The sequence below is a fragment of the Geodermatophilus normandii genome, assembly GCF_003182485.1.
GTDB classification, from domain to species: domain Bacteria; phylum Actinomycetota; class Actinomycetes; order Mycobacteriales; family Geodermatophilaceae; genus Geodermatophilus; species Geodermatophilus normandii.
Map to the genome: position 1 here is coordinate 1,451,774 of NZ_QGTX01000001.1, position 14,719 is coordinate 1,466,492.

At 73.9% G+C, this 14,719-nt stretch carries 15 protein-coding genes; 4 read left to right on the forward strand and 11 right to left on the reverse strand.

Features of this window, described 5'->3' with window-relative positions; translation table 11 throughout:
• Positions 1 to 25 precede the first annotated feature (25 nt).
• Together JD79_RS07120 and JD79_RS07125 are read left to right on the forward strand one after the other, a co-directional pair.
• The gene (locus JD79_RS07120; protein ID WP_110004948.1) at positions 26 to 1,615 is read left to right on the forward strand and encodes an LCP family protein; all 1,590 of its coding nucleotides are present in this window, start codon (positions 26 to 28) and stop codon (positions 1,613 to 1,615) included.
• A 109-nt stretch (positions 1,616 to 1,724) separates the two neighbouring features.
• Positions 1,725 to 2,351, forward strand: a complete 627-nt coding sequence (locus JD79_RS07125; RefSeq protein ID WP_110004949.1) for an FMN-dependent NADH-azoreductase — start codon at positions 1,725 to 1,727, stop codon at positions 2,349 to 2,351.
• A gap of 9 nt (positions 2,352 to 2,360) precedes the next feature.
• Here JD79_RS07125 and JD79_RS07130 read toward each other — a convergent pair whose 3' ends face one another.
• Genes JD79_RS07130 through JD79_RS07140 form a run of 3 tightly spaced genes read right to left on the reverse strand, consistent with a single transcriptional unit; the run spans position 2,361 to position 3,520 of the window.
• Positions 2,361 to 2,810, reverse strand: a complete 450-nt coding sequence (locus JD79_RS07130) for a MarR family winged helix-turn-helix transcriptional regulator (protein ID WP_110004950.1) — start codon at positions 2,808 to 2,810, stop codon at positions 2,361 to 2,363.
• A gap of 27 nt (positions 2,811 to 2,837) precedes the next feature.
• Positions 2,838 to 3,242 carry a VOC family protein gene (locus tag JD79_RS07135; RefSeq protein ID WP_110004951.1) on the reverse strand — a complete coding sequence of 135 codons (405 nt, stop codon included), beginning with the start codon at positions 3,240 to 3,242 and terminating at the stop codon, positions 2,838 to 2,840.
• Entirely contained in the window at positions 3,227 to 3,520 is a 294-nt protein-coding gene (locus tag JD79_RS07140; RefSeq protein WP_110004952.1) for an ArsR/SmtB family transcription factor, read from the reverse strand. Before JD79_RS07140 ends, JD79_RS07135 begins: the two co-directional genes overlap by 16 nt.
• Before the next feature lie 116 nt (positions 3,521 to 3,636).
• Between JD79_RS07140 and JD79_RS07145 the strand changes: the two genes are divergently transcribed.
• Positions 3,637 to 3,858, forward strand: coding sequence for a hypothetical protein (locus JD79_RS07145; protein WP_110004953.1), 222 nt, complete (start codon positions 3,637 to 3,639; stop codon positions 3,856 to 3,858).
• Between the two features lie 84 nt (positions 3,859 to 3,942).
• Positions 3,943 to 4,143, forward strand: coding sequence for a hypothetical protein (locus tag JD79_RS07150; protein ID WP_110004954.1), 201 nt, complete (start codon positions 3,943 to 3,945; stop codon positions 4,141 to 4,143).
• Between the two features lie 72 nt (positions 4,144 to 4,215).
• Here the strand turns inward: JD79_RS07150 and JD79_RS07155 are convergent, their stop codons facing one another.
• The 8 genes from JD79_RS07155 to JD79_RS07190 form a co-directional block, all read right to left on the reverse strand.
• Positions 4,216 to 5,427, reverse strand: coding sequence for an acyl-CoA dehydrogenase family protein (locus JD79_RS07155; protein WP_110004955.1), 1,212 nt, complete (start codon positions 5,425 to 5,427; stop codon positions 4,216 to 4,218).
• A 174-nt stretch (positions 5,428 to 5,601) separates the two neighbouring features.
• Entirely contained in the window at positions 5,602 to 6,051 is a 450-nt protein-coding gene (locus tag JD79_RS07160; protein WP_110004956.1) for a DUF4383 domain-containing protein, read from the reverse strand.
• Positions 6,052 to 6,333: 282 nt separating this feature from the next.
• The gene (locus JD79_RS07165; RefSeq protein ID WP_110004957.1) at positions 6,334 to 7,980 is read right to left on the reverse strand and encodes a carbamoyltransferase family protein; all 1,647 of its coding nucleotides are present in this window, start codon (positions 7,978 to 7,980) and stop codon (positions 6,334 to 6,336) included.
• A 121-nt stretch (positions 7,981 to 8,101) separates the two neighbouring features.
• Positions 8,102 to 9,493: an amidase gene (locus tag JD79_RS07170; RefSeq protein ID WP_110004958.1), complete on the reverse strand. Its 1,392-nt coding sequence runs from the start codon at positions 9,491 to 9,493 to the stop codon at positions 8,102 to 8,104.
• 4 nt (positions 9,494 to 9,497) lie between these two features.
• Positions 9,498 to 9,698 carry a hypothetical protein gene (locus tag JD79_RS07175; RefSeq protein ID WP_110004959.1) on the reverse strand — a complete coding sequence of 67 codons (201 nt, stop codon included), beginning with the start codon at positions 9,696 to 9,698 and terminating at the stop codon, positions 9,498 to 9,500.
• 58 nt (positions 9,699 to 9,756) lie between these two features.
• Entirely contained in the window at positions 9,757 to 11,469 is a 1,713-nt protein-coding gene (locus JD79_RS07180; RefSeq protein WP_110004960.1) for a RecQ family ATP-dependent DNA helicase, read from the reverse strand.
• A gap of 95 nt (positions 11,470 to 11,564) precedes the next feature.
• A complete protein-coding gene (locus tag JD79_RS07185) occupies positions 11,565 to 12,968 on the reverse strand; it encodes a sensor histidine kinase (protein ID WP_245899869.1) in 1,404 nt (467 codons plus the stop codon).
• Complete coding sequence (locus JD79_RS07190; protein ID WP_110004961.1) at positions 12,965 to 14,620, reverse strand: NAD(P)/FAD-dependent oxidoreductase; 1,656 nt, start codon at positions 14,618 to 14,620, stop codon at positions 12,965 to 12,967. The genes JD79_RS07185 and JD79_RS07190 overlap by 4 nt, the downstream gene beginning before the upstream one ends.
• Positions 14,621 to 14,719 lie beyond the last annotated feature (99 nt).

Genomic DNA, 14,719 nt, shown 5'->3' on the forward strand with positions numbered 1-14,719 from the left:
GAGCGGCCTGGGCCCGGGTGCGTCCGTGAGCGACGACCCGGACGTCACCCGGCCGATCGGGAGCGCGCCGCCGCTCCCGCCGGTTCCCGGGTCGCAGGGGACGGGACGCCGGCGCGAGCGCAGGCAGCGCCCCGAGAAGCGGTCGCTCGGCGCGGTGCTCGGCCTGACCGTCGTCAACGCGGTCGTCCCCGGGACCGCGTTCCTCGCCTCGGGACGGCGCCGCACCGGCGCGCTCGTCCTCGTCCTGTTCGCCCTGCTGGTGGCCGGCGGCGTCTGGCTGGCCACCGCCGGACGGCGCACCGCGGTGCGCCTGGCCGTCGACTCCACCTCGCTGGACTGGCTCGTCGCCGGGCTGGTGGCGCTCGCGGTCGCGTGGGTCGTCGTCGTCGTCACCGGCTACCGGTCGCTGCTGCCGCGGCGCAGCTCCGCTCCCCGGCACGCCGTCGGCGCCGTGCTGGTGGCCCTCCTCGTCGCCGGGATCGCCTACCCGGCGTACCGGGTCGGGGAGGTGGCGGTCGCGCAGCGCGGCCTGATCGAGGGCGTGTTCGCCGACGACCGCGAGTCGGCCACCGTCGAGGACGTCCCCGATCCGTTCGGCGCCCAGGAGCGGGTCAACGTCCTGCTGCTCGGCGGGGACGGCGGCGAGGGCCGCGAGGGCGTGCGCACCGACACCGTGATCGTGGCCAGCATCGCCACCGCCACCGGTGAGACGACGCTGTTCAGCCTGCCGCGGAACCTGGAGGACCTGCCCTTCCCGCCCGGCAGCCCGCTCGCCGCGATCTACCCCGAGGGCTTCGAGTCGGGCAGCGAGAGCGAGAGCCTGCTCAACTCCGTCTACCGCAACGGCCCGGCCGACCACCCCGACGTCCTCGGCCCGACCGACGACCCCGGCGCGGACTTCCTCAAGCTCGGCGTCGGCGAGGCCCTGGGCCTGCATATCGACTACTTCGTGCTGGTCAACCTGGACGGCTTCAGCCGGCTGGTCGACGCACTGGGCGGCATCACCGTCAACGTCAACTACTACGTGCCGATCAACGGCATCACCGGCCAGGAGCTGCCGGACGACTACATCGCGCCGGGCCCGAACCAGCACATGGACGGTTACACGGCGCTGCAGTTCGCCCGGGGCCGGTACGGCCTCACCGACTACGACCGCATGGACCGCCAGCGGTGCACGATCGACGCGATCATCGACGAGGCCGACCCGATCACCCTGCTCGACCAGTACCAGGAGCTCGCGGCCACCACGCAGGACATCGTCAGCACCGACATCCCCCGCTCGGCGCTCGACGACTTCGTCGACCTGGCGTTCCTGGTCAAGGACGCCGAGGTCCGCAGCGTCGTCTTCGACACCAGCCTCATCGACCCGGCCTATCCGGACTACGCGCTGATGCGGCAGATCGTCAGCGACTCGATCAGCCCCGCGGCCACGACGGCCCCGCCCCCGGCGCCGGGGGACTCCGCCTCGGGCCCCGAGGCCGACACCGGGGCGGGTCAGACGCCGGCCCCGCCGCCGGCCGCCCCGGCCGCCGACGTCGGCGACGCCTGCGCCTACGACCCGGTGGAGGCCCAGGCCGCCCTGGACGAGGGCGAGCCGCCGTCCAAGAACGGCTGAGGCCGCCACCTCCCTGCCAGGCCTCGTCCGTGATCGAGGTTCTTGTGCGTGCGCACGCATCTGTGCATACTGCGTGTGTCCGCACAGAACCCTCCCGAGAGGACCCCCGATGTCCGCCCTGCTGCACGTGTCCGCCTCACCCCGCGGCGCCGCCTCCGAGTCGCTGGCGCTGGCCGCGACCTTCCTCGAGGCCTTCACCGAGACCCACCCCGACGTCCCGGTCGACACCCTCGACCTCTGGGACGGCACGCTGCCGTCCTTCGGACCGGCCGCCACCGCCGGCAAGATGGCGATCTTCGCCGGCGGGCACCCCGAGGGGGAGTCCGCCGAGGCCTGGCGGAGGGTCGAGGCGACCTTCCGCCGTTTCGACGCCGCCGACCGCTACCTGTTCAGCGTCCCGATGTGGAACGCCGGCGTGCCCTACGTCCTCAAGCAGTTCATCGACGTCGTCAGCCAGCCCGGACTGCTGTTCGGCTTCGACCCGGTGGCCGGCTACCGGGGCCTGCTGTCGGGCAAGAAGGCCGCCGTCGTCTACACCAGCGCCGTCTACGGCCCCGGTCGCGGACCGGCCTTCGGGTCGGACTTCCAGAGCACCTTCTTCACCGACTGGCTGCACTGGGCGGGCATCGAGGACGTCACCGAGATCCACCTGCGCCCGGACCTGGTGGCCGACGACGTCGACGTCCGCCGGGCCCTGGCCGCCGCCCAGGCCCGCGACGCCGGCAAGACGTTCTGACCGCCCCGGTCAGCGGCGGGGCGGCTCCTCGGCCTCGAGCACCCGGGTCAGCGCCCGGGACAGCACGCCGATCTCCTCGTCGTCGAGGTGGCGGGTGTAGTGCTCCTCGATGCCGGCGAGGTAGGCCGGGGCGGCGGCGCGCAGCCGCTCCCGGCCCTCCTCGGTGAGCACGGCGAACAGCGACCGGCGGTCGTCGGGGTTGGGCTCGCGGCGGACGAGGCCGGCCCGCTCGAGCTCGTCGACCACCCGGCTGACCCGCTCCCGGCTGAGCACCACCCGGCTGCCCAGCTCGCTCATCCGCAGCCGCCGGCCGTCCGCGGCGTTGAGCTCGAGGAGGACGTCGTACCAGGCCAGCGGCAGCTGGTGCGCCGCCAGTGCCCGCTCCAGCCGGGGGAGCACCGCGGCGTGGACCCGCAGCAGCAGGGCCCACGGGAGCACCCGGTCGACCGGCTCCGCCACGCCCGCGACCCTAGCCCGGGCGGGCGGTCAGCCCGCCGGGGCGTCGTCCTGCACCGTGACGATCTGGATGAGGTTGCCGCAGGTGTCGTCGAGGACGGCGGTGGTCACCGGCCCCATGGCCAGCGGCTCCTGGGTGAACCGGACGCCGAGGGCCTTGAGCCGCTCGGTCTCGGCGTGCACGTCGGCCACGGAGAAGGCGGTGTAGGGGATGCCGTCGGCGACGAGCGCCGCCTTGAACGGCCGCGCCGCCGGGTGCTCGTCGGGCTCCAGGACCAGCTCGACGCCGTCGGGCGCCTCGGGGGAGACGACGGTCAGCCAGCGGTGCTCACCCAGCGGGACCTCGGTCTTCTTCACGAAGCCCAGCACGTCGGTGTAGAAGCGCAGCGCCTTGTCCTGGTCGTCCACCAGCACGCTGGTCAGGGTGATCCGCACGGGCCCTCCTCGGGGTCGATGCGCCATCTCCGGGTGATGGCGCGCAGCGGCGAGGTGTCCAGGGAGTGGAAGGTGTGGCGGCCCTCCCGCCGACGCCGGACCAGGCCCGCCTGCTCGAGGACGTCGAGGTGCTGCGAGACGGCCTGGCGCGACGAGCCGACGCCCCGGCTCAGCAGCCGGGTGCACAGCTCGAACAGCGTCTGGTCGTCCCGCTCCTGCAGCTCGTCGAGCAGAGCGCGCCGGGTCGGGTCGGCGAGGGCCTTGAACACGTCGCCCACGGCGGGACGATACGCAAGCCTCCACTTGCCTGTCCAGCCCCTCGCGGTCCGTCGCCCGCCGTCTGGTTGGCTCGTCGTCGACGGCCGGTCGGGACCGGCGGCGGAGCGGAGGCGACATGGGCGGCGGTCCGGCACGGCGCGGGGACGGCGGGACGACGGCGCGGCGGGAGCGGCTGGTCGCGCTCCTGGTGCTCGGCGTCGGGGTGGTGCTGCTGGTGTCCTCGCCGACGTGGTTCGCCAGTGACCGCACCGTCGTCGGCGTCGCGCAGCTGGCGGTCGGTGTCTTCCTGCTCGCCGTCGGCGGGTTCCTGCTCCGCCGGTCGCGCACCGCGCACTGAGGCGGCGGTGCCCGCGTTTGCGGGGTGCGGGTGACCGGCACCACACTCCGGGGGACCGAGCGGGCCCCAGGACGGAGGACGTGCGTGAAACTGGAGAAGCAGCGACTGCTCGAGATCCTGCGCACCGAGGGTGACAACGACACCGCCCAGGCGGTGGAGAGCCGGTTGCCCGACGACATCGACACCGACCGCGACGCCGACGCGCTGTCCGACGTCGGCCTGGACCGCACCCAGCTCATGGCCAAGCTGGCCGCGGCGGGTCTGGGGACGACTCTGTCCCCGTGACCGGCCCGGACGGGCGAACGGGGCCGGCACCTCCCTGAGGTGCCGGCCCCGTCGTCGTGCCGGGCTGGGTGCTCAGCCGACCCAGGGGCGCTCGCGGGCGAGCTCCTCCTTCGCGACACCGCGGATGTGCACGGCGTCGGGGCCGTCGACGATCCGCAGCGTCCGTGCGCTGGCGTAGAAGCGGGCCAGCACGGTGTCGTTGCTGACGCCGGCGCCGCCGTGCACCTGGATGGCGCGGTCGATGACGTCGAGGGCGACGCGGGGCGCGGCGACCTTGATCGCGGAGATCTCGGTGCGGGCGCCCTTGGCTCCGTACTTGTCGATCAGGTCCGCGGTCTTGAGCACGTAGAGACGGGCCTGGTCGATCTCGATCCGGGACAGGGCGATCGCCTCCCGCACGGTGCCCTGGTCGGCCAGTGGGCGGCCGAAGGCGACCCGCTTCTGGGTCCGGTCGACCATGAGCGCGAGGGCCCGCTCGGCCATGCCGATGGCGCGCATGCAGTGGTGGATGCGGCCGGGGCCGAGCCGGGCCTGGGCGATCATGAAGCCGTCACCCTCACCGGAGAGGATGTTGGACACCGGCACCCGGACGTCGGTGAGACGCAGCTCCGAGTGGCCGTGCTGGTCCTGGTACCCGAACACCGGCAGGTGCCTGACGATCTCCAGGCCGGGGGTGTCCCGGGGCACGAGCACCATCGACTGCTGGCGGTGCGGAGCGCCCTCGGGGTCGGTCTTGCCCATGACGATGAAGATCTGGCAGCGCTCGTCGGCGGCACCGCTGGTCCACCACTTGCGGCCGTTGATCACGTACTCGTCGCCGTCGCGGACGATCGAGGTCTGGATGTTGCGCGCGTCGGAGGAGGCGACGTCGGGCTCGGTCATCGCGAAGCCCGAGCGGATCTCCCCCTCGAGCAGCGGGTCGAGCCACCGCTGCTTCTGCTCGGGTGTGCCGAACAGCATCAGCGTCTCCATGTTCCCCGTGTCGGGGGCGCCGCAGTTGGTGACCTCGGGGGCGATGGTGGGCGACCAGCCCATGATCTCGGCGACCGACGCGTACTCGAGGTTGGTCATGCCCCCGAGCTCGTGGTGGAAGAGGTTCCACAGCCCGCGGGCGCGGGCCTCCTTCTTGAGGTCCTCGAGCACCGGCGGGTGGCCGTGGTCGTCGTGGCCGCGGGCGGCCCGCCACTCCTCGTAGACGGGCTCGGCGGGGAAGACCTGCTCACGCATGAAGTCCCACATCCGGCCGCAGACGTCCTCGGCTCGGGCGGAGAGGGCGAAGTCCATGCGTCGGAAGGTAGACCGCCGAGTGACCGCCGTCGCACCGGGGTCACCTCGCGCCGGGGCGGGAACGGCAGGAGCCGGGCACCCGCCCTGCTGGCGGGTGCCCGGCTCCTGTCGGGTGGCCCTCCTGCAGGGGCCCGCCGCGAGCGTGCGGGGGTGGGGCAGGAGGGTCCTCGGTCACGCGCGCGAGGGGCGGGCGATCCTGTCGTTGACCGGGCCGAGCGCGATCACCAGGCCGACCACGGCGGTGGCGATGTGCAGGACGTTGTCCGCGGCGTTGATGTTGAGGAAGTCCCAGTCCTTGCCCGCGGCGATGAGGCCGTAGACGAAGGCCGCGCCGTAGCCGACGGCGAGCAACCAGCCGTAGGTGCGGGCGCCGGCCAGCGTGCGGGACAGCGCGATGCCGGCCAGGCCGATGAGGATGTGCACGATGTTGTGCAGCGGGTTGATCATGAAGATCAGCAGCTTGTCCATGTTGCCGTCGGTCTGGTTGGCGGCGAACCCGTCGAAGCCGGTGATGAAGAAGCCGACGATGCCGACCAGCAGGTAGACGACCCCGAACGCGAGGGCGAGCGTCTGGGGCCAGGCCATCCCCGGGCGGGCGCCGGTGTTGCCTGCACTGGACATGGGGGTTCCTCCGTGGGGTGGGGCGCCGCCGACGTGGCGGCACGCGGTGTCACCTACCCCTGGGCGACGACCGGTAACGGCTCTCCCCCTTCCGGGGGACCGTCGTTGCCGGATCGTCACCACCGGGGCGGGCGGGTGCACGGGTTCTTCGGACGCAGGCCCGGTTCCGGTTCGCCGGTCACCCGGAGGAGGGGCACGGCACGCCGACGGCACGCCGACGGCACGGCGCGGACCGGACGGTGCCGGTCGCGCCGCGCCGTGGGACGCGGGATGCGGACCAGGTCAGGGGCGCGGTGTCCGGACGGGCCGGCGGACGACGAACGGGCCGATGGCCAGCAGGTCGACCGGAGCGGAGCCGAAGCACTCCAGGGCGTCGCGCGGGTCGTCGACCATCGGCCGGCCGGCGGTGTTGAGGCTGGTGTTGACCACCACCGGGATCCCGGTGCGCCGCTCGAACGCCGCGATCATCCGGTGCACCAGCGGCTCGGTCCCCGGGTCGATGGTCTGGATGCGGGCGGTCCCGTCGACGTGGGTGACCGTGGGGATGCGGTCCCTCCACTCCGGGGCGACGTCGTGCACGAAGAGCATGTAGGGCGAGGGGATGGGCCCGCGGCTGAAGATCTCGGGCGCCTTCTCCAGCAGCACCATCGGTGCGACCGGGCGGAACTGCTCGCGGCCCTTGACGTCGTTCATCCGCTCGAGGTTGGTCTCGAAGCCGGGGTGGGCCAGCAGCGAGCGGTGGCCCAGCGCGCGCGGGCCGTACTCGCTGCGGCCCTGGAACCAGGCGACGATGCCGTTGTCGGCGAGCACCTCGGCGACGGCCTCGGCGACGTCGTCGGGGCGCTCGTAGTCGACGGCCGCGGTCTGCAGCCAGCGCTCGATCTCGTCGTCGCTCCAGCCGCGGCCCAGGGCCGCGCCGGGCATCGGCTCGGTGCGCTCGCCGAGCTCGGCGGCCACGTGCAGGGCCGCGCCGAGCGCCGTGCCGGCGTCGCCGGCGGCCGGCTGCACCCAGACCTGCTCGAAGGGGCTCTCGGCGAGGATGCGGGTGTTGGCCACGCAGTTGAGCGCGGTGCCGCCGGCCATGGTGAGGGTCTTCTCGCCGGTCTGCTCGTGCACCCAGCGGGCGAGGTCGACCAGCACCTCCTCCAGCCGCGTCTGGACGCTGGCGGCGAGGTCGGCGTGGTCCTCGGTCCACCGGTCGCCCGTGCCGAGACGCGGTGCGAACTCGGCGAAGTCGATCTTCTCGGTGACGAAGCCGCCGTCGCCGGTGGCCCGGACGAGCTCCGACAGCTCGCCGAGGAAGCGCGGCTTGCCGTAGGAGGCCATCGCCATGACCTTGAACTCGTCGGAGCTGCGCAGGAAGCCCAGGTGGTCGGTGAGGTCCTCGTACATGAGGCCGAGGGAGTGGGGGAGCGCCTGCCCGGCGAGGATCTCCAGCTGCCCGTCGACGTAGCGGCCGGCGAGGTGGCTGTGCGCCTCGCCGCGACCGTCGAGGACGAGCACCGCGTTGTCCCGCTGCGGAGCCGCCTTGCCGGCGGAGGCGGCGTGCGCGACGTGGTGCTTGACGAAGCGGACCTTCGCCGGGTCGAGGCCGGGCAGGGCGTGGGCCAGGAAGTCCGGGGCCATCTCGGCGTACTTCCGGCGCATCGTGTCGCCGTCGTCGAACAGGCCCGACTCCTCCGGCGTGCCCATGAGCGCCGGGTCGAAGGAGTAGGCGACGGCGTCGAGCTCCTCGGGGCGGATGCCGGCCTCGGCCAGGCACCAGGCCGCCGACAGCTCGGGCAGCTCCCAGGCGCTCCAGGGCAGCGGGCGTTTGCCGTGCTTGCGCCGGCTGAAGCGCTCCTCCTCGGCCGCGGCCACGACCTGCCCGTCGACGACGAGCGCCGCCGCGGGGTCGTGGTAGATGGCGTTGATGCCGAGGACCTTCACGTGCGCTCTCCTCCCGCACCGGGCGACGTGCCCGGCTCTCCGGCCTTGATCATCGACTCGTCCCCGCGGTCCCGCAGGGCGAGCACCCGATGCGGTGGTGCGCCCCGGCCGACGGCGCCGCCTACAGCGGGGGCCGTCGGGACACCCAGTCGGTCGCCGACTCGTGTGCCTGCCCCACGCGGAGCACGCCCGCCTCGTCGAACGGCCGGCCGATGACCTGCAGCCCGATCGGGAGCCCGGCGGAGGTGGAGCCGCACGGCACGGACAGCGCCGGCAGGCCGGTGACGTTGCCGGGGGCCGAGTGCCCGATCCAGGCGTCGACCACCGCCTTCTCCCTCCCGCCGGGGAAGGTGAACGTCCGCTGCCCCACCTCGGCCGCGGCGGCGGGCACGGTCGGGCACACCAAGGCGTCGAGGCCCTCGAAGGTGCGGCGGAACGCCTGCTGCACCAGCGTGCGGACGCGCAGCGCCTTGATGTACTGCGTGGCGAGCACCGTCTCGCCGGCCTCGAGGAGGACCCGGACGTCGCCGGTGTACTCCTCCCCCGACTCCCGCAGCATCTCCTGGTGGTAGGCGCTGGCCTCGGGCACGAGCACCCCGAACTCGACGGCCATCATCTGGTCGGCGTAGGGGATCTCCACCTCCCGGAGCGTCGCTCCCTGGGCCTCGAGGACGCCGATGGCCTCCCGGACGGCCGACTCCACCTCGGGGTCGACGTCGTCGAAGAAGTAGTTGGCCGGGACGCCGAGCGTCAGGCCGCGGACCCCGGCGTCGAGGTCGGCGGTGAAGTCGGGGACCGGTTCCCGGGCCGAGCCCGGGTCGCGGGCGTCGAAGCCGGCGAGGGCCTGGAGGGTCAGCGCCGCGTCGCGCACGGTGCGGGTGAGCGGCCCGGCGTGGTCGAGCGACCAGCACAGGGACGTGATCCCGGCTCGGGAGACCCGGCCGAAGGTCGGTTTGAGCCCGACGGTGCCGCAGACGGCGGCCGGGATGCGGATCGAGCCGCCGGTGTCGGTGCCCATCCCCACCAGGCACTCCCCGGCGGCCACCGCGGCGCCGGACCCGCCGCTCGAGCCGCCGGGCACGCGGCCGGTGTCCCAGGGGTTGCGGGTCGTCGGCGTCAGGACGCCGTAGGCGAACTCGTGGGTGTGCGTCTTCCCCACCACGACGGCACCGGCCTCGCGGAGCCGGGCGACGCAGGCGGCGTCCTCCGTCGGGAGGTACCCGGAGCGGACCGCCGAGCTCGACGTCGTCGGGAGGCCCGCGACGTCGTAGAGGTCCTTGATGCCCACCGGGATGCCGTGCAGCGGGCCGCGGTACCCGCCGTCGGCGATCTCCCGCTCCGCCTGCCGGGCGGCCTCCAGCGCCTCGTCGGCGGTGACGACGACGAAGGCGTTCAGCCGGTCCTCGACCTCGTCGATGCGGTCGAGCGCGGACTGCACGAGCTCGACCGGGGACAGCGTGCGCTGCTCGATCTGCCGGGCGGCCTCGGCGACGCCGAGCTCGGAGGGGCGCACGTCCTCACTCCCACCGCGCGTCGAAGGCGGCGGCCGGCGGCGTCTCGCCCACCGCGATCCCGTCGAGGCTGTCGTACAGCCCCAGGACCATCGTCACGACGGGGCCTGCCGCCGTCCGCCGCTCGGGGCCGAGGTCCAGGCGGGCGTGGGCGAGCAGCTGGTCGAGGGCCTCGTCGCCGAGCGGCGACCGCGGGGTCGTTGCCATGTGCCACCTCTTCGGGGTCGGGACCGGGACGTGCGGCACAGCATGCCCGGGTCCCGGGTCAGGCGCCGCGGACCTGCAGGAGGTCGTTGGCCTCCACGGCCTTGAGCGCGAGCGTCTTGTAGCCGACCTCCTCGAACAGCACGACGACGCGGTCGTCCTCCACCCGCATGACCACGCCGGGGCCCCACTCGCTGTGCACGACCGCCGTCTCGGGCGGGAACGGGGTGTCGGCCCGGTCCCCGACCACCTGCTCGTGGGAGGTGCCGGCCGAGCAGTTGTCGCAGTTGCCGCAGGGCTCCTCGAGCTGCTCGCCGAAGTACCCGAGCAGGTACTGGCGGCGGCACCCGGTGGTCTCGGCGTAGCCGCGCATCATCTCGACGCGGCTCTGGTCGACCCGCTCGTGGTGCTGGGCGAGCTCGCGGGCCGCGGCGGCCGCCTCTCCGGGGGCGGGGGCGCCCTCGGCAGGGTGCGCGGCGCCCTCCTCGTCGAGGACGACGGCCGACACCTGCTCCAGCAGGTTGAGGTCGCGGGCCAGCGGGGTGGCGCCGCGGCCGGTCTCCTCGCGCAGCTGCCGGACGTCGACGCCGTCCTCCACGCCGGCCGCGGGCGCGGCCGCGACCAGCCCGGCGACCTGCTGCAGCTCCTCCTCGGCCGGGGCGCCGGCGGCGAAGAAGCGGCGCAGGCCCAGGTCCTCCTGCCGGTAAACCAGCACCGCCAGGGCCGCCTCGCCGTCGCGGCCGGCCCGGCCGATCTCCTGGTAGTAGCTGTCGACGGAGTCGGCGGGCTCGGCGTGCACGACGAAGCGGGTGCCGGGCTTGTCGATGCCCATCCCGAAGGCCGTCGTCGCCACGACGACGTCGAGCTCGTCGTCCATCCAGGCGCGCTGGGCGTCCTCGCGCTCGCTCTTCCTCAGGCCCGCGTGGTACGGCCGCGCCCGCAGGCCGCGCTCGGTGAGTGCCTCGGCGAGGTCGAGGGTGCCCTTGCGGGTGGCGCTGTAGACGATGCCCGGGCCGCGGCCGGCCTCGACCTCGGCCACCGTGCGGTCGACCACCGCGTTCCGCTTCGCGGAGGCGTCGGCGTGGTGGTCGACCTCGAGCCGGATCTCGGGGCGGTCGAAGCCGGCGACGACGACCTCGGGGTCGCGCATCGACAGCCGCTCGACGATCTCGGCGCGCACCGGCGGGGCGGCGGTGGCGGTGAGGGCCAGCACCGTCGGGTGGCCCAGCTGCTCGACGACCTGCCCGAGCCGCAGGTAGTCGGGCCGGAAGTCGTGCCCCCACGCCGACACGCAGTGCGCCTCGTCGACGACGAACAGCGCGATGCCGGCGTCGCGGACGGCGTCGACCACCTCGGGCTTGGTCAGCTGCTCGGGCGCGAGGAAGAGGAAGCGGACCGTTCCGTCCGCGATGCCCTCGAGGGCGGCGCGCTGGTCGCCGGCGGAGAGGCTGGAGTTGAGCTGCGCGGCCCGGCCGGCCTCGTCGCCGAGCTCGGCGAGCCGCTCGACCTGGTCGCGCTGCAGGGCGATGAGCGGCGAGACGACCACGACCGGCCCGTCGAGCAACTGCCCGGCGACCTGGTAGACCGCGCTCTTGCCGGCGCCGGAGGGGAGCACCGCCAGCGTGTCCCGGCCCGACAGGACGGTCTGCATCGCCCGCTCCTGACCGGGGCGGAAGCCGTCGAAGCCGAGGACGTCGTGCGCCGTCTCGCGCAGCCGGCGGGTGCGGACCGAGGCCGAGCCGCCGGCGGGGTCGGTGCTGGGGGTGCGTGACACCGGGCCCCACTCCCCGCGGGCTGCCTCCCGCAAACGGGCCGCAGGTGGCCGCGGACGTCAGGCGCGCCCGCGGGCCGCTCCGGGCGCGTCGCCCCTCACTGCCGCACCGGCTCGTACCGGAGCGGGAGCCACACCCGGAGCACGGTCTCCCCGGGACGCAGGTCGATCGCGATGTCGCCGCCGTGCCGGCCCACGACGATGCGCCGGGAGATGTCCAGGCCCAGTCCGGTGCCCTGGCCGACACCCTTCGTCGTGAAGAACGGCTCGAACGCCCTGTCCCTGGCGGCGGGGTCCGACCACGTCCCCGTGTCGCCGACCTCCACCACGACCCCGTCCCGCTCCGGCCGGGTCGACAGCCGCAGCGTGCCGCTGCCGTCCATGGCGTCGAGGGCGTTGCCGATGAGGTTGGTCCACACCTGGTTGAGCTCACCCGGGATCCCCTCGACCTCCGGGGTGTCGGGTGAGTAGTCGCGGACCACGGTGATCCCGGCCGGGATCTGGTGCCCCAGGATGACCAGGGTGCTCTCGAGGCCCTCGGCCAGGACGGTCCGCTGGACGGCGGCACGGTCGAGCTGCGAGTAGGACCGCACCGCCCCGACGAGGTCGGAGATGCGGCGGGTCGCCTCCTTCACCTCCGAGAGCAGGCTGTTGAGGGCCAGGGTGCTGACGACCCAGGCCAGCCCCGGCCCGAGTGACGGGCCGAGCACGTCGGCAGCCCGTTCGCACCAGTCGCCGTCGGCACCGGCCGTCGCCAGCGGGCCGGCGAGCGTCCAGGCCTCCTCGACGTGGTGGTCGTCGAGCCAGTCCGACAGCGCGTCCTCCTGGTCGGCCAGCGCCATCGGGTCCCTCTGCGCCTCCGCCGCGCTCCGGCGCAGTTCCCGCCGCAGGCCGTCGAGGGCCGCCAGCTGCCCGGCCGACACCCCGCCGTCCGCGAAGCCGGCCAGCGTCCGCAGCAGCTGATCGGAGGCGATGCCGAGTGCGTCCACCGCCCGGGTGGCCGCCGCGGCGGGGTTGTTCAGCTCGTGCGCCAGCCCGGCCGCCAGGGTCCCGAGGGCCACGAGGGCGTCGCGCTGCCGAGCGGCGGACTCGACGGTGCGCTGGGTGCGGAAGACGCCCTCGATGAGGTGGGCGCCGAAGGGGTCGCGCGTCCGCGTCCAGTCCTTCAGTGCCTCCGACCCGACGCGCAGCGCCCGCCCGTCCGCCGACGCCCGGCCCGTGGCGAGGTACACCGCGTGCTCGTCCCAGGCCTGGAAGCCACCGGCCCAGCGGCCGGGGGCGTCCATCGCGCCCAGCAGGGTCTCCTCGTCCCCGACGGTGCGGACGAGGTCGATGCGCCCGTCGAGGAGGACCCACCAGCAGGAGGCGGGTCCACCCTGCGTCCAGAGCTCGTCCCCGGCCTCGAAGGCGGTCTCCTCGCCCAACGCGATGAGGTCGCGCAACTCGTCCTCGCCCACCTTCCCGAACAACGGCAGGGAGCGGAGGTCGGCGGCGGTGATCACGTCGTGGCCAGGTAGCGGTGCACGAGGTAGATGGCCATGGCGCCCTCACCGACGGCGGAGGCGACGCGCTTCATCGAGTCCAGGCGCACGTCCCCGGCTGCGAACACCCCGGGGACGCTGGTCTCCAGTGCGTAGGGCGCGCGGGCCAGCGGCCACGGGGTCGTGGACGACGACGCCAGCAGCTCCGGCCCGGTGAGCACGAAGCCCCGTTGGTCGCGGACGATGCTCGAGCCGAGCCAGTCCGTCCGCGGTGAGGCGCCGATGTAGACGAACAGCCAGTTCGTGGGCACCTCCTCGGGTGGGCGGCCCTGGGTGCACAGCGTGATCGAGGACAGGTGGCCCTCCCCGCGGGCGGCCACGACCGAGCTGGACAGGCGGATCTCGATGTTCTCCGCGGCCTCGACCTGGGCGACGAGGTACATGGACATGGTGTCCTCGAGGGAGGCTCCGCGGACGACCATCACCACCCGCTTGGCGTAGCGGGCGAAGTTCAGGGCGGCCTGGCCCGCCGAGTTGGCACCGCCGACGACGTACACGTCGTCGTCCTGGCACTGGCTGGCCTCGCTCGCCGACGAGCCGTAGTAGACGCCCCGGCCGGCGAACTCGTCGAGACCGGGACCCTCGAGCCGCCGGTAGGAGACGCCGCTGGCGATCACCACCGCCCGCGCCTCGAGCTCCCCGGAGCCGTCGAAGCGGACGGCGCGCACGGGCCCCCGCGTCTCGAGCCCGACGACGTCGCGCGCCAGCAGCATCTCCACGCCGAAGCGCTCGGCCTGGGCGGCGGCACGGTGCGCGAGGTCGGCTCCGGACAGGCCCTTCGGGAAGCCGAGGTAGTTCTGGATGGACGCGCTCTGCCCGGCCTGCCCGCCCGGCGCCTCCTTCTCGACCACGACCGTGCGCAGCCCCTCCGACGCGCCGTACACGGCAGCGGCCAGGCCCGCCGGCCCACCGCCCACGATGCACAGGTCGTACAGGGGCTGCTCGGCCCGGGTGCGCAGCCCGAGCGCGCTCGCGAGGTCGAGGTTCGACGGCGCGCGCAGGGGGTCGCCGTCCGGCACGAGGACCAGCGGCAGGTCCTCGGGGCCGGCGTCGGCGAGCTCCGCGAGTCGGCGTGCCTGGTCGTCCCGGTCGATCTCGAGCCACTGGTAGGGGACGTGGTTGCGGGTGAGGAACGTCTTCACCTCGTGGCTGCGCTTCGACCATCGGTGGCCGACGACCCGGAGGTCGCCGGTGTCCTGCGGATGGGCCTGCCGCCAGTCACCCAACAGGTCGTCCACGACGGGGTAGAGGCGATCCGCCGGTGGGTCCCACGGTTTGAGCAGGTAGTAGTCCAGGCCGACGTCGTTGATCGCCTGGATGGCGGCGTCCTTGTCCGCGTACGCGGTGAGCAGCACGAACTTGGCGTCGGGGACGTGCTGCCTGGCGTGGGTGAGCATCTCGGTGCCGCTCATCCCCGGCATCCGCTGGTCCGTGGCCACGAGGGCGACCGGACGGGCCCGCAACGCGAGTTCGACGAGCACGTCGAGGGCCTGCGCCCCCGACGAGGCCTGCATGATCCGGTGGTCGCGCGCATAGCGGGACCGCAGGTCGCGCGAGATGGACGCGAGCACCTCCGGGTCGTCGTCCACCACCAGGATGGTCGGCTTGGTCACTGTCCCTCCCCCGTCCGCCACCGTCCGGACCGGGGGTCCCCGGCACGACGTGACGCAGATGGGGCGGGAGCCTCGTCTCGTGCAGCCGGTCCGGTCAAG

Bases quoted from the DNA above. Each gene is read 5' to 3' on its own strand.
- JD79_RS07155 (WP_110004955.1), bottom strand. From the start codon at position 5,427: ATGGACTTCGCCCTCTCCGCCCGAGCCGAGGACGTCTGCGGCCGGATG.
- JD79_RS07145 (WP_110004953.1), top strand. From the start codon at position 3,637: ATGGGCGGCGGTCCGGCACGGCGCGGGGACGGCGGGACGACGGCGCGG.
- JD79_RS07160 (WP_110004956.1), bottom strand. From the start codon at position 6,051: ATGTCCAGTGCAGGCAACACCGGCGCCCGCCCGGGGATGGCCTGGCCC.
- JD79_RS07175 (WP_110004959.1), bottom strand. From the start codon at position 9,698: ATGGCAACGACCCCGCGGTCGCCGCTCGGCGACGAGGCCCTCGACCAG.
- JD79_RS07125 (WP_110004949.1), top strand. From the start codon at position 1,725: ATGTCCGCCCTGCTGCACGTGTCCGCCTCACCCCGCGGCGCCGCCTCC.